Origin of the sequence: Wolbachia endosymbiont (group A) of Ancistrocerus nigricornis (assembly GCF_947250785.1) — a bacterium.
GTDB classification, from domain to species: domain Bacteria; phylum Pseudomonadota; class Alphaproteobacteria; order Rickettsiales; family Anaplasmataceae; genus Wolbachia; species Wolbachia pipientis.
On record NZ_OX366348.1, the window covers coordinates 1,162,595 to 1,176,697 of the forward strand.

A 14,103-nucleotide genomic window follows, 5' to 3' on the forward strand; every position below is an offset into this window, starting at 1 on the left:
TCAAAATTTTAACTCATTTAGATTTGCTACACCCTATAGCATTTTTATCATTTGTTCACCCTATTGGTTTTGAAATTAAGATTTACCGCAACTACAATAAGTACTCTTATCATCACATTTTGGTGTTAAGTCAGGATAGAACGTGAGTATAGCATCATTCTTTCTTACAAACACTGATTGATAATTGTCATCTTCCATTTCATATAGACACATTCCATCTTTTCCTAATTCCTTAAACGCCTTAGTTGCAGAAATTATCGGCATGAAGGTTATATGCGTATCCATTTGGGCATTTAACTTTCACTTCCCCATCCTTACCCAAATATTTCATTCCAAATGTATAAACCGGCGGCTTAATATCTGATTCATTGCACAGGATTCCAACTGCCCATTTATCCTCTTGAGCTTCAACATATCTACCTACAAAATGCATACCACCTAATTTATCGTTTGGCTCACCACAAAAAATATGTCCAAACCCTATAGTTTCTTTTTCACTTCCACTATTTGTAAACCAAATGTTAGCCAGTTCATCTTTAAGTAACTCCAAATCCGCATCTGGCGTAATCACTTATATATTCCTTTCACTACTTCTTGATGCTGCGGACAACTAAGTAAAATTTTGAAATCTTCTTTATCTGGATGTGCTCCCCAATCTCCACAAACTTTCAACACTCCTCTATCGAAGTCAGTTAATTCTGAAACGGTGGCTGGTTGTGAACTGAAAAATGGTTCAAAATTGACTTCAACATTTTCTTCTACATAGCCGGTGTGAAAATAATGATCCTTAATATAAAAAATAAATCCTATTATTGGTATTATTAAACACAAAATTAGTTTAACTGTCTTCGACATAATCACGTTCACAAAAAAGCTAGCCTATAAGAAATAATTTAAAAAAGTTTTAATCTAATCGTTTTTGCAGAGCAGCAACTCCCGGCATTTCATCGCCACTTAACCAATCTAAAAATGCTCCTCCACCAGTGGAAACATATGTAAAATCCTTATCGGCAAGGCCTGCAGCGCTTATTGCAGATAGACTATCGCCTCCCCCTATTATGCTGGTTAACTTTCCTTTGTGCGTTAAGTCACTTACGATTTTCATTACCCCTATTGTACCGCTTGCAAAAGCTGAATGTTCAAAAACACCAATAGGTCCATTCCACAGCAGAGTCTTACTGCTTGCTATTATACTGCTTATTGTACTCAAAGTTTGTGGTCCGATATCCAAAATTATATCACCGTCCAAAATGGACTCAGTTCTTCTTGAAATACTAGTGCTGTAATCAGAGTTTACTGCAACCAGAACGTCTTCTGGCACAACTATTTTGCAATTGTTTTTATTTGCTGTTTCAAGAATATTATGCAGAAGGTCGTCAACACCATTTTGAAAGAAAGATTTCCCTATATTTACTTTGCTAAATGACAAAAAATTATTGGCTATTGCACCACCTAGAACTAGGTAATTAACCTTTTCTGTTAGCTTCATAAGCACTTTTATTTTAGTTGATATTTTAGCTCCCCCAACTATCGCAGTAATAGGTTTAGCTTTAAACGATACAGCTTTTTCAAGATACTTTAGCTCATCTTGCAAGCAAAACCCTGCATAAGAGGGTAAAAATTCTGTAATGCGTGAAATAGAAGCGTGAGCTCTGTGAGAGCAAGAAAATGCATCATTTACATATATATCCGCTAGAGATGCTAGTTGTTTGGCAAAATTTGAGTCACTTTGCTCTTCCTCTTTATAAAATCTTAGATTCTCTAGTAATATTATATCTCCTGCATCCATAACACTTACTGCTCTTTGTACTTTTTCACCAAAGCAATCGTCAATGAATTTCACTTTTTTATTTAGTAACTGCGATAAAGTGTCAATTACATTTTTTAGCGACAGATTATTGTCTCTGGCCTTTGGGCGTCCAAAATGTGATATAATAATAATCTTTGCACTCGCATTCACTAAATACTGAATAGTAGGCAATGCTCTCAAAATACGAGTGACGTCACGAATTTCTCCATCTTTTATAGGAACATTGAAGTCAACTCTGAGTAAGACGGTTTTATTGTGAAGATCACAATTTTCTATACTAGGTATATTCATTACAAAATTGAAGCTATAAAGTCACTATACAGCAGTTTGATCTAAAGTAAAGTTTTAAGCTTACGAACGTTTAAGGAAATTTGCATGCCAAACGCTTGACACTGGAACCTTATCGTCATGCCATCACGAACCGTCATACCGCCGGGTATCTCTTAGCCGCTAACACGTAGCGGGATACTTGACCTTTACAGGGATGACGATTGTCGTTTAGCCATAAATATTTAAGAAATTTACTAAACAGAAAAAAAGGCAAAAGAAGCCCCGTGGTTGGCTAATTACTTACATTATACTTTCAAGTATGGCGTTTTTTTATTCTAAACGCTTAATAACCGCGATTTAGCTGCTTTTTAATGCAACTAACCTTTAGTCATAAATGTTTAAGAAATTTACTAAATAGAAAAAAAGGCAAAAGAAACCCTAGGGTAGCTAATTATTCACTATCCATTTTTTAAGTTGGCGTTTTTTGATGTTTTAAATGCTTTATAAGCGTATTTCAGCTTGTATAGGTAAAAACCTAGAAATTTGATAAAGACATAGAGTGCACATAGTGCAAAAAATTAAACATGAGACGCCAGATACGTTGAGTTTTTTTGTCATTTAATCTGTACAGAGAAGATAAATAAATAGCTTCAGTTTCATGATAAGGAGGCTGGCGGAGTTTGTCAAGTAAGTTTTTCGTTTAATCCGTTTCTTGATTTAGGTGCCCTTGACTTCCGGCTGGGTCGAATTTGTATAGCTACATTGTCGGTAAATCTAAATTGCTTTAATGATTTTGATTGAAAAATAGTTTTTCTATTATATAAATGCTACTTTAGGGTAATCAAAATGGAAGACGATAAATATAGCCTAGGTTTAAGGGTTATCCATTGGTTGATGGCTGTTTTTATTATCGGTATGCTTTGCTCTGGACTTTATATGAAAAGCTTACCACTTAGCAATGAAATTAAGTTCAACATATACGCTATTCATAAGGCTTGCGGTATCACTATTCTTGGATTAATCATAGTACGCATATTTTTTCGCGTCTTTACTTATGTTCCACCACTTCCAGCAAATTTTTCTCGGTTTGTAATCAATATAAGTAAAGCAGTACACTTTGGTTTATATTCTTTGATGGTGCTAATGCCACTATCTGGCTATGTCATGTCTTCTGCTTCTGGCAAACAGATCAAATATTTTTTTCATATCCCTTTGTTGATTAATCAAAACAAAGACCTAGCTAACACGGCTAACGAGCTACATTCGATGCTTGCATATTTTATGGTACTCTTTATAATCTTACATATACTTGGCGCCTTAAAACACACATTTATAGATAAACAAAACATTTTTAAACGTATGATATAGGTTATATGTTAAGTAGCCTCTGGAAAAAAGGAACAGATTTTCTTGGCAGTGAGTTTGCTATAATGGGTGGTGCTATGAGCTGGGTTTCAGAGAGAAACTTGGTCTCAGCAATCTCAAACGCTGGTGGTTTTGGTGTGATTGCATGTGGTGCAATGTTTCCAGACTTGCTAAAAAAAGAAATCATAGAGACGCAGCAATTAACTAACAAGCCATTTGGTGTAAATCTAATTACTATGCACCCAAAGTTGAGTGAGTTGATAGATGTGTGTATTGAAACGAAAGTGAGCCATATAGTGCTTGCCGGTGGACTGCCAACAAAGCCTAATATAGAAAAAATCAAGGGTGCAGGCATTAAAGTTATGTGCTTTGCACCAGCATTAAGCCTTGCGAAAAGGTTAGTAAAAATGGGAGTAGATGCATTAATAATAGAAGGAATGGAAGCAGGTGGGCATATAGGTCCAGTTAGCACTTCTGTTCTTGCACAAGAGATATTGCCTCATTTTAAAAATGAACAAATACCAGTGTTTGTTGCAGGTGGAATAGGAAGAGGTGAAATGATAGTTAATTACCTGGAAATGGGAGCAAGTGGCTGTCAAATAGGTACATTATTTGTCTGCACTAATGAGTCAATTGCCCACAAAAATTTCAAGGAAGTGTTTATTAAATCGGCCGCACGTAATGCAATACCTTCTGTACAGATAAGTGCTGATTTTCCTGTAATTCCTGTAAGAGCTATAGCCAACAAAGCAAGCGATGACTTCATGAAGCGTCAAAAAGAAGTTATTGATGAATACCAAAAGGGACAGATCTCAAAAGAAGATGGGCAGCTTGAAATAGAAAAGTTCTGGGCTGGAGCTTTAAGAAGGGCAGTGATTGAAGGAGATGTTGAAACAGGATCTTTAATGGCTGGCCAAAGTGTTGGCATGGTTGATAGGGAAAAGCCTGTAAAAGAAGTAGTGAATATGTTAGTTCAACAGGCAAACAATTATATTGAGAGCAAATCTGTAGAAGTAGAAAGCCCAGAAAGCAAATAGTTAAGCGACCTCACAATAAGCAAATTATCCATATATGGCATAATTGCCCAGTTTTAATGTAAAATTAACGCTAAAAAGGTATCTATACATTTTATTATGTATGGAGGAATGTTATGCTAAGTCCTTTAAAAAAATCTCAGAATAATACAGGAGATATTAACCAACAATTGCACAACACTATATACAAAAAGGTAACAAAAAAAACACATAATCATGAAAGCCCAAAAAAAAATGGAGATGGAACTATCAAAAAATGCATAGAGTTGTTCAAGAAAGAGGCTAATCCTAATGTATTAATTAAATTAGAAAAATCACTGAGAGGTTGTCCGGAAACTAGTAAATTCAAGCATATTCCCTCTTTAACATAACCCTACTCATAGCTAGGTATATGAAATTCTCAGTGGATGTTGTGAGTAAATCATACTCCTTCGATAGCCTTCTATTCCTATTAACCCAAGCAAAAGTCCTTTCTACAACCCATCTTCTTGGCTGTACTTTAAACCCTTGTTCTCTTGTTGGTAGTAGCTCAGGTGGCGTATCTTTGTGCACCCAAAATCTACATGGAGGCCTTTTAACAATTTCAATATCTATGTCATATTCTTCCTTTATGTGATTCTTTAAATTTCTTCCTTGGTATCCCATGTCAGCCCACATTTTTTTAACTTTAGTATATTTTGTTCTCATATTGTTTAATGCTATTTTAATACCATCTCTATCATTTTCGTTAGCAGCGCCTACGTAACAACCTAGTATAAAACCCTGAGTGTCTGTAATTATATGCCTTTTTCTACCCTTTACTTTTTTACTTCCATCATAGCCTTTGATCCCCCCTTTTCTGTAGTCTTTACAGATTGACTATCTACTATACAGGCACTCGGCTGCTCATTCCTTCCTATTTTTCTTCTACTATATTTTGTAATTTCATAATTCATTTTCTCAAAAATTCCCTGCTTCTTCCATTGCCTGAACTGCTCATACACAGTCTTCCATAGCGGAAAATCATTTGGTAAATACCGCCATTGACACCCTGTACGCAATACATAGAAAATTGCTTCTAATATTTCTCTTTTGCTATACTTTGGCGGCCTTCCTCCTTTCTTGTATGATACTCTGAAGTGTTTTTCTATTCTTGCCCATTCCCTTTCGCTTAGATCTGTTGGATACTTTTTTCTCATCTTTACCCCGTACTAAAATTTCAGATATTATAGCCTTTTACTTGTTTCCGGACAACCTCTGAAAGAGCAAGAAGAATCTTATAATTATTACACCAAAAAATTTCTTCCAGTGTTGGAAACAGAAGTAATGAAATTAGAGGTCGAGCTTTCAGTATCTAACAATGAAAGAGAACAATTACAAAGATCACCAACAAGAAGAGGGAAAATATTAGAAATAATTTCAGGGATTACTAAAAGGAGCAGCAGTGTAAGCTCAATACCAAATGCTGTTGAAGAAAATATTGAAGATCAAATGCAGCTAGGACATATTGAAGAGCAAAACAACACACAAGAAACACCCTTGAATGTAGCTGAGAAAAAAAGTGGTGATACTAAAATACTTGGCCGATTAGATATTCCGAAAGAGGTATCTAGAAAATATAGTAAAGTTATGGAGCAATTAAAGAAGAATATAAAAACTCCTAAGCTTGGTAACGGTAGTGGTTCAGATAGTGGAATAAACTCACCTGGACTGAGTGAAAAAAACTCGATATCACCAATAAATAGTAGAAAAAACAGTTTAACATCAATAGCAAGCACTTCATCTGAGGAAAGTTTAAACTCAACATTGAGCTCTGTTGAAGAAGATAATGGCTTACAACCAGAGGGTGGAGAAAAAACTGAGTTATTAGAATCAAATTTGGAATCCCCAAAAGAAAACGAGACTCAAGTGCAGCCAGAGCAGACTGTAAAAAAAGAGCCAAAAATGCAAGAAAATGAAAACTCAGATGGTCAAGCAAATCCAGATCAAGTTAAGAAAGATATCCTACTTAAAAACCAACCCAATAACAGAAATCTTCACGTTGCACTTGTAGCAGGTTGTGCTCTCTCCACAATAGGGTGCATTGTTGCAGGAGCAATGACATCAGGATTGATCGGAGCAGGACTACTTGCTATGGCTGCAGTGTTTGCTATAGCAGCAGTAGCTGAATTGCATTCAAACTTCCTATCAAGTAAATTAACATCCATTAATGTGAGTCCTCTTGTTGATGATAAAGAGCTTACAGCATGTTCACGTCTGTAAAAATTAAATATGTGTTACTTGTAGTGGATAAGTGAATTCAGTTCTTGCCTATTGATATAAAAGTTGTTATATTTAAGAAATGTTTAAAAGGTATTTAGTTGATGCGCATTCAATTGAATAAAGTTTTGGTTTTTATAGCCTTATTAAGTTTCATTTTTGCATCATATTCTAGCGAAGCAAGTTCGGCGAGTGATGAATTAAAGGGTATACAAGAAACGGTAAAAAATTTTATTTCTTCATTTTCAGTTAAAGATACTGTAGAAAATATGAGTCCTTCAACAATCATAGGGTTGTGTATAGCTGCAGTGATACTTGCAGTAGTGTTCAGAGGTCTAATCTTTTTTATGATAATGTTTGGTGTACTGGTCCTGATGTTCGGTAGTACAGAAAAGGCAACAGACTACTTAAAAGAAAAATTTAACTTTGCAAAAGATATAAAATTACAATCCGATAGCGAAAAAAAAGATAAAAATTAAGATAGTATTTTTATCTTTTTTAATTATCTTTATTGAATACGCATATGCAGTTAAAAGTACCAACAGTTAAATCTAAGCTTAAAAAAAAGAACAACTTAGCATTACTAGAAAGCATTGATTTAGATTTTGTTCCTTATGCTTGTCATTACGATGAAGAAACCATACTAACAAAACAGGGAGAATTGTTAAAAATAATCAAGTTAGAAGATTATTCTTCTGTTGATAACTACAGCGACCTCAGAACTGAAATTAGAAAAAGCATATCAAAAAATATTAATAGCCTGTGTTTTACCGTTTGGATTCATACCGTTAGAAAGCGCAATAAACTGAGCTTGAAATGGAATAAAACTGAAGACTTCTCTGACAACCTACATTCAACGTGGTTTAATAAACTAACTGATAGTAAATTACAGTATATAAATGAACTATACATTGTAATATTGTTTAGCGATTTTGGCAAGCATACTAATAATTCGTTTTTTTTCAATAGAATAAAGAATAAGCATAAGTTGTCTTTACAAGAAAGCCATCAGGAGTTGCAAAAGATAACTGACGTAATTCAAAATGATTTAGGACCTTTTGGAGCTAAAAAACTGAGTCTAAGGTTTAGTGAAGGTAAAATATATTCTGAAATGATAGAATTTCTCCACTATATTGTTACATTAACGCACAAAGATTATCCAATACATGAAAGGGACCTGTCGCAATATATTAGAAATTTTAAAATAGCTTTTGGTTTCAATACGTTTCAAACAATATTTGAAAATCAACAGAAATTTGGCTCTATTTTCAGCATAAAAGAATACCGGGAAATCTCTTTAGGTAATATAGATAGATGCTTGCAGCTTGAATCTGAATTTATCATTACAGAAATAATGATATTTACTAGTAATAACAAAGCAATAAAAGAATTTAAAAAACAAATCAACATGCTGCAAATTAGTGAGGATAATACCTTACTTAAAAGCTCAGGAATTGAAGAAATAATAGAGCTTGAAAAGACCTCTAGTATAGACTTCTGCCAACAGAAAATTATTTTTACAATATTTGCAGATGATAGGAATAAGTTAGCTGAAAGTATTAGTGATTTATCTTCTATAATGTCATTAGTTGGCTTCATGATGTTTAGAACTGATTTACATATGGAAAGTCATTTTTGGGCACAACTTCCAGGCAATTTTGCTTTTATTACGCAACCGAAAAATATCTTAACAAAATACGCTTGCAGCTTTGCTATGCTGCACGATTTTACGTCAGGTACATTAAAAGGAAGAAGGTGGAAAGAAGCGGTAATGATTTTTTTTTCAAAAAAAGGAAATCCTTACTTCTTTAATTTTCATGGAAAAAGAAATAATGGCCATACTACGATACTCGGAGCTCCAAATTCAGGCAGAACTTCACTCATTAATTTTCTATTATCAGAATCAAGAAAGTTTAACCCAAGAATTGTCATATTGGATAACACTGGAAAATCAATAATTTTTACTAAAGCAGTGAGTGGTAAATATTACATAATCGATCCAAAATATAAGGACAAAAGCCTAAAATTTAATCCACTAAACATTGAAGATAGTGCTTCCAATCGCAATATGTTGGTTGAACTGATCAGAAGAATGGTAGCCGATACGAGCTTGGTGGACGTAGAAGAAAAGATAAGAAAAATTGTGGATTCTATATTTGCTATACCCAAGGAATCACGTTCTATTTCACAAATTTCTGAGGTGCTCTTGCTCCTTGGGGGTAAGATAAGTAGATGGTGTGACGATGGTGACTTTGCTTACTTATTTCAAGATGGTGATGAATCAGATATTGACTGGGAAACAAAAATTATATCTCTCAACACCGCAAACCTTACAAAACAAAAGGAATGTATGTCCGTGATACTTTACTATTTTTTATATTCTTTTGAGGCAAAATGTGATGGCTCGCCTGCAATACTTGTTTTGGATGAAGCATGGGAGATAAGTAATATTTTTCCTACAGAGAAAGAGTTTGATAACTGGATGCAAAGAATGACGGAACTAAATGTTGTAGTAATCCTAAGTACTGAGAATTTAAATCTCGCATTTGCTAGCAAATTTACTCAATATTTAGATAAACATGTTGATACAAGAATCTTGATGCCGAACGTCAATGCAAATAGATTATACATGAAGGCATTTTCTCTATCGAAAGAGGAGCTGAATATAATTCTGCAGACGCCAACACAGGAAGGTTTATTTTTGATAAAACAGTACAAAGGATTAGTAACCTTAAATCTGGATTTGAAGGATATGCAAGAAATACATGTACTTTCAGCTAACAAAGAGACTATAAAGTATATGTATGAGGCAATAAAAGAAAAAGGAGAAGAAGTTAATGAGTGGTTACCGGTATTTTATGAGAAGTGTAAGGCTTAATTTCTTATTGATATTTTTTTTGATACTTGGTCTTTCGTATCAAGGATATGCTGATTGTCCAACATTTGTAGAAAGTAATACTTGGTGGGAAGCAATAGTTGGTGGAGATTGGGTAAAGGAAATTAAGGTGCAAGCAATAAAAGATCAAGGAGTTGATGGTTACTTTAATCCCAAAATTAGAGTATGTGCTTATGATGGACAAAGTTATTGTTATGACTTACAAAGTGGGGAATCCTGCCGCCAGATATATGGAACGCAAGGTACAGGAGCTGGAGTTTCTGCTGCAGCTTTTATCGACTGGGAAGGAGATAAAACAAAAGCTGGAGGAGAAATTGCTCGGGGTCTTAAATGGGAATGGGCAGACGGTGTTACTGATGAGGAAAAAAGAAGATTCGCTAACTCTCCTAAAATATGTGCTTGCAGTCAAAAAGGGGCTTGTATGTCAGGAATTTCTTCATGGGGTTCTAGAGTATTTTCGGGTGAGAATATTTTCCGTCCTGGGGAGATGGAAAAAGTCTGTGATACCTGCTACCAAACGGCAGTAAAATGTGCTCCTGTTCCACTTGCACCTGGCCCCCCTCCATTTTGTGAACAACTTGCAATGTCGCTTCCACAAGTTAGAATTGTTCCTATAACAGATAAAGACAATGATTACTTTAATCCTAAGGTTAAGGTAATCATTGGTGATCTGAAAGGAAGAGACGGAGAGATTGGAGAAAAATTAGATTTCCCTAAAGGGTATGGAGAAAATAAAGCTGAGTGGCGCTCTATTTTAGACAAAGATGGCATCACGTACTACTTCAAAACTTATAGAGAAAAAGATAAGCTCTGCGCTGAATACCTTGGAACTCAAAGTATAGATGAAAACAATCCACAGTTCATCCGCTGTTTTCCTGCACCACCTGCTCCAGAACCTGAGATAGTGGAGATAGTAAATGCAAATACATTGAAAGTAGAAATGAAGATGAGTGAGAGCACTTGTGCTAAAGCACATGGAACCTATAGTAATGGTTCCTGTACTTTTAATGTTAATACTGACCTCAACCATCCTATAAACATTGGCCCCCTATCTTTAAAAGTAGTAAAACCAGCAATAGTAGCAAAAACAACTGATAGTAATATTGATAATATTATAGAAGGTATATTAGAAAGTAATCCGCAACAATTTAAAGTTCTGAAAGAATATGGCTATGTTCCTGATGTGCAAATTAAATGTTCTAAAGGCGGAAGTTTTTATAGTTTTAATGATTTTGAGAAAAAGTTAAAAGACAAATCTATTCAATGTGAATTTAATAACTCTGGGCAGCCGGAAATAGAAGTAAAGTATAAAGGAAATTCTAACAGTAAAATGCTTTGTCTTTCTGGATGGCAGCCAGAACCAGAGGAGTTTGTTCTTAAAAGAGAAAATAAAATAATACCACTAAAATTAATGGGAACAAGATATACTAAATACAATGCTGTTTACTCCAAGGAATCAAATCAGTTCTATTATCTTCCAAGCAAGGAAATAGTTTACCCTTTGAAAGAAACTCAAGAGAGGTTGGATAAAATAATATTTAATAAGCAAGAGTATGTTTTCTTCCCTGATGAAAATGAGCAGAAGAAGGAAGAATGCAGTTATTGTGTGAAGAAAGATAGCAAAATAGACGAAAAATTAAAATCTGGTGAAGGACTGAAAGTAGTATACAAATTGACGGATGTAGAGCATAAAGAAGGATGTGAGCAAGGTGATGATGGTTGCATCTGCTTTGATGGAAAGTGTAGCCGTTCAAAACAATATTTGAATAAAAATGAAGATGATAAGCCATTCTACTTAAGGTATGAGGAAGTGGATTGTAAAGATAAGGATGGTAAAGTATTAAGAGATGAAAAAAATGAAGTACGAAAGTGTACACAATTAAAAGATCAACTGATTAAAGCAAACAGAACAGAGGTTTTTTACGCTGATAAATTGTGTAGGTTCGATTTAGAAGGTCTCAAAAAGAAATTAAAAGCCCAGAACAGATAAAATCTGTAAAACCAAAAAGAAACTCCCTCTTTACTTTATGTTCTTTGGGTATAGTGTTATGAAGAAGCGCTTCTGCAGCTATAACCGAAACAATCAATGGTGCTATAAATGCCCGTTTGAAAGCATGGTTTTGGGGGAAATGGTAAAACCATTGATGGAGTTCTTTTTGGGCTACCTCGTTTAGAAGATTGTATAACCTAACCGTCCCAAGCTGAAGTGCTTCTTATCATAATAATATAGGAGGGATTTTATATGGCAGAAGCAAAAAGTAAATTAAAAACAATAAACCTTGATGCAGCAGGGATTGATATTGGCTCGACTGTACATTATGTATGTGTACCTGAAGGAAGAGATGAACAACGTATCCAAAAATTTGGGTGCTTTACAGTAGATCTACACAACTTAGCAAAGTGGTTAAAAAAGTGTCAGGTTAGAACTGTAGCCATGGAGTCAACTGGAGTATATTGGATTCCCTTATTTCAAATATTAGAATCACATAAATTTGAAGTAAAATTAGTAAATGCGCGACATGTCAAAAATGTGCCTGGTAGAAAGTCTGATGTTCAAGATTGTCAATGGCTGCAACAATTGCACAGCTATGGACTGCTTCAAGGATCATTTAGACCGGATAATCAAATGTGTGTACTGCGTAGTTACGTTAGAGGTTGTCCGGAAACTAGTAAATTCAAGCATATTCCCTCTTTAACATAACCCTACTCATAGCTAGGTATATGAAATTCTCAGTGGATGTTGTGAGTAAATCATACTCCTTCGATAGCCTTCTATTCCTATTAACCCAAGCAAAAGTCCTTTCTACAACCCATCTTCTTGGCTGTACTTTAAACCCTTGTTCTCTTGTTGGTAGTAGCTCAGGTGGCGTATCTTTGTGCACCCAAAATCTACATGGAGGCCTTTTAACAATTTCAATATCTATGTCATATTCTTCCTTTATGTGATTCTTTAAATTTCTTCCTTGGTATCCCATGTCAGCCCACATTTTTTTAACTTTAGTATATTTTGTTCTCATATTGTTTAATGCTATTTTAATACCATCTCTATCATTTTCGTTAGCAGCGCCTACGTAACAACCTAGTATAAAACCCTGAGTGTCTGTAATTATATGCCTTTTTCTACCCTTTACTTTTTTACTTCCATCATAGCCTTTGATCCCCCCTTTTCTGTAGTCTTTACAGATTGACTATCTACTATACAGGCACTCGGCTGCTCATTCCTTCCTATTTTTCTTCTACTATATTTTGTAATTTCATAATTCATTTTCTCAAAAATTCCCTGCTTCTTCCATTGCCTGAACTGCTCATACACAGTCTTCCATAGCGGAAAATCATTTGGTAAATACCGCCATTGACACCCTGTACGCAATACATAGAAAATTGCTTCTAATATTTCTCTTTTGCTATACTTTGGCGGCCTTCCTCCTTTCTTGTATGATACTCTGAAGTGTTTTTCTATTCTTGCCCATTCCCTTTCGCTTAGATCTGTTGGATACTTTTTTCTCATCTTTACCCCGTACTAAAATTTCAGATATTATAGCCTTTTACTTGTTTCCGGACAACCTCTCATGTTTCTACTATGTTGATCATAAGCAAAAACTGATCTTAATACTTTAAACGGTGGAGGATTGATGATGCACTTACCACACGTATAAATATTGTCTAAGATTACTACGCCACAAACATTGCAGTAATGCTTAGTTAGAAAATTGATTTTTTTGTTACATTCACTACACAGATTAAGATTTTCATCAATGATACACTCGCAACTTACGCATACGTTTGGAAATATGAGATTTGTAGCTTTGTTTAGTAAGAGAAGGTTCACAATTCATTAAATATATTATAAAATTTATATAGTATAGCTAAAGTAACTTGTGCTTACACTCTTTCACTTTTTATTTCATCTCAATATAGTTCAAACTAAGCCACTGCTGAAAAAGCAGAACTTATAACTCAGTAGATAAACGCTGATATTTTTCTGGTTCCTGTATTTCACTCAACTTACTTTGCACTTTGTCACAAGCCCACACAAGTGGCGTTATGATTGACGCGGCAGCCCAAACGATAGCAGCGCAAGCATAACTTACAATCTTGTTAAATACTCTAGCTACTGCATTAGCACAATCTTGCCCAGCACTTAAAAATGCATTTGAATGATCAACTAATGACTTTGTACTTGCTTTTAAACAATAGTCCCCTGTTATTTTTGACAATCACTTGACTGGAAAGTATGACAAACATGCCACTATCAAAAATAAAGGTTGCAATATTATGTTGGCTGCTAAAACAGCACCCAGTGTACACAATGAATACACTCCCTCTGCTCTGTGGCCCACGTATTCACATTTATCATTATCTTGATAATACTTGTTATAATTGTCTTTACTCTCAACTCCACAAATTACATCTTTCACAGGTCCTAGCACATTATCAACGTAACGTACAGATTTATAGAAACTATTTTCTGGAACTAGTGTGTTATCTTC

At 34.7% G+C, this 14,103-nt stretch carries 10 protein-coding genes and 5 pseudogenes; 8 read left to right on the forward strand and 7 right to left on the reverse strand.

All coding sequences use genetic code 11. The annotated features are described in order from the left end of the window. Window positions 1–75: 75 nt before the first annotated feature. Window positions 76–855, reverse strand: a pseudogene (locus OOK90_RS06780) (EndoU domain-containing protein). Window positions 856–904: 49 nt separating this feature from the next. Next, the gene (locus OOK90_RS05925) at window positions 905–2,101 is read right to left on the reverse strand and encodes a phosphoglycerate kinase (protein ID WP_010963073.1); all 1,197 of its coding nucleotides are present in this window, start codon (window positions 2,099–2,101) and stop codon (window positions 905–907) included. Between the two features lie 825 nt (window positions 2,102–2,926). On the opposite strand from OOK90_RS05925, the gene OOK90_RS05930 reads away from it, so the two are divergent. The 3 genes and pseudogenes from OOK90_RS05930 to OOK90_RS05940 all read left to right on the forward strand — a co-directional run. After that, a complete protein-coding gene (locus OOK90_RS05930) occupies window positions 2,927–3,448 on the forward strand; it encodes a cytochrome b (RefSeq protein WP_010082022.1) in 522 nt (173 codons plus the stop codon). A 5-nt stretch (window positions 3,449–3,453) separates the two neighbouring features. Continuing rightward, entirely contained in the window at window positions 3,454–4,482 is a 1,029-nt protein-coding gene (locus tag OOK90_RS05935) for an NAD(P)H-dependent flavin oxidoreductase (protein WP_209472394.1), read from the forward strand. 113 nt (window positions 4,483–4,595) lie between these two features. Continuing rightward, a pseudogene (locus OOK90_RS05940) lies at window positions 4,596–4,802 on the forward strand (DUF350 domain-containing protein); the annotation flags it as partial. A 22-nt stretch (window positions 4,803–4,824) separates the two neighbouring features. On the opposite strand, the gene OOK90_RS05945 reads toward OOK90_RS05940, so the two are convergent. Further along, window positions 4,825–5,657, reverse strand: a protein-coding gene (locus OOK90_RS05945) for an IS5-like element ISWpi1 family transposase (protein WP_094189578.1) whose coding sequence is annotated in 2 segments (ribosomal slippage) — window positions 4,825–5,288 and window positions 5,288–5,657 — 834 coding nt in all. Because the reading frame shifts where the segments join, the coding sequence is not laid out codon by codon here. A gap of 127 nt (window positions 5,658–5,784) precedes the next feature. On the opposite strand from OOK90_RS05945, the gene OOK90_RS05950 reads away from it, so the two are divergent. The 5 genes and pseudogenes from OOK90_RS05950 to OOK90_RS05970 all read left to right on the forward strand — a co-directional run. After that, a complete protein-coding gene (locus OOK90_RS05950; RefSeq protein WP_264705871.1) occupies window positions 5,785–6,720 on the forward strand; it encodes a hypothetical protein in 936 nt (311 codons plus the stop codon). A gap of 101 nt (window positions 6,721–6,821) precedes the next feature. Further along, a complete protein-coding gene (locus OOK90_RS05955; RefSeq protein ID WP_022626145.1) occupies window positions 6,822–7,196 on the forward strand; it encodes a hypothetical protein in 375 nt (124 codons plus the stop codon). A 44-nt stretch (window positions 7,197–7,240) separates the two neighbouring features. Further along, window positions 7,241–9,595 carry a VirB4 family type IV secretion/conjugal transfer ATPase gene (locus OOK90_RS05960; protein WP_264705872.1) on the forward strand — a complete coding sequence of 785 codons (2,355 nt, stop codon included), beginning with the start codon at window positions 7,241–7,243 and terminating at the stop codon, window positions 9,593–9,595. Continuing rightward, window positions 9,576–11,588, forward strand: a pseudogene (locus OOK90_RS05965) (hypothetical protein); the annotation flags it as partial. The gene OOK90_RS05960 and the pseudogene OOK90_RS05965, both read left to right, overlap by 20 nt. 267 nt (window positions 11,589–11,855) lie before the next feature. Beyond that, window positions 11,856–12,266, forward strand: a pseudogene (locus OOK90_RS05970) (IS110 family transposase); the annotation flags it as partial. A 22-nt stretch (window positions 12,267–12,288) separates the two neighbouring features. Here the strand turns inward: OOK90_RS05970 and OOK90_RS05975 are convergent. From OOK90_RS05975 to OOK90_RS05990, 4 genes and pseudogenes are all read right to left on the reverse strand, one after another. Continuing rightward, window positions 12,289–13,121 (reverse strand): IS5-like element ISWpi1 family transposase gene (locus OOK90_RS05975; protein ID WP_094189578.1). Its coding sequence is split into 2 segments (ribosomal slippage): window positions 12,289–12,752 and window positions 12,752–13,121, totalling 834 coding nucleotides; the frame shifts between segments, so codons are not numbered across the junction. A gap of 60 nt (window positions 13,122–13,181) precedes the next feature. After that, window positions 13,182–13,442: pseudogene (locus OOK90_RS05980) on the reverse strand (double zinc ribbon domain-containing protein); the annotation flags it as partial. A gap of 121 nt (window positions 13,443–13,563) precedes the next feature. Continuing rightward, entirely contained in the window at window positions 13,564–13,830 is a 267-nt protein-coding gene (locus OOK90_RS05985) for a hypothetical protein (protein WP_244663111.1), read from the reverse strand. After that, window positions 13,831–14,031, reverse strand: coding sequence for a hypothetical protein (locus OOK90_RS05990; protein WP_264705874.1), 201 nt, complete (start codon window positions 14,029–14,031; stop codon window positions 13,831–13,833). It lies immediately after the preceding gene. Between the last annotated feature and the right edge of the window lie 72 nt (window positions 14,032–14,103).

What these genes read in the sequence shown, in the direction of transcription:
- OOK90_RS05930 (WP_010082022.1), top strand. Translation starts at nt 2,927, where the DNA reads ATGGAAGACGATAAATATAGCCTAGGTTTAAGGGTTATCCATTGGTTG.
- OOK90_RS05960 (WP_264705872.1), top strand. Translation starts at nt 7,241, where the DNA reads ATGCAGTTAAAAGTACCAACAGTTAAATCTAAGCTTAAAAAAAAGAAC.
- OOK90_RS05935 (WP_209472394.1), top strand. Translation starts at nt 3,454, where the DNA reads ATGTTAAGTAGCCTCTGGAAAAAAGGAACAGATTTTCTTGGCAGTGAG.
- OOK90_RS05925 (WP_010963073.1), bottom strand. Translation starts at nt 2,101, where the DNA reads ATGAATATACCTAGTATAGAAAATTGTGATCTTCACAATAAAACCGTC.
- OOK90_RS05950 (WP_264705871.1), top strand. Translation starts at nt 5,785, where the DNA reads ATGAAATTAGAGGTCGAGCTTTCAGTATCTAACAATGAAAGAGAACAA.
- OOK90_RS05955 (WP_022626145.1), top strand. Translation starts at nt 6,822, where the DNA reads ATGCGCATTCAATTGAATAAAGTTTTGGTTTTTATAGCCTTATTAAGT.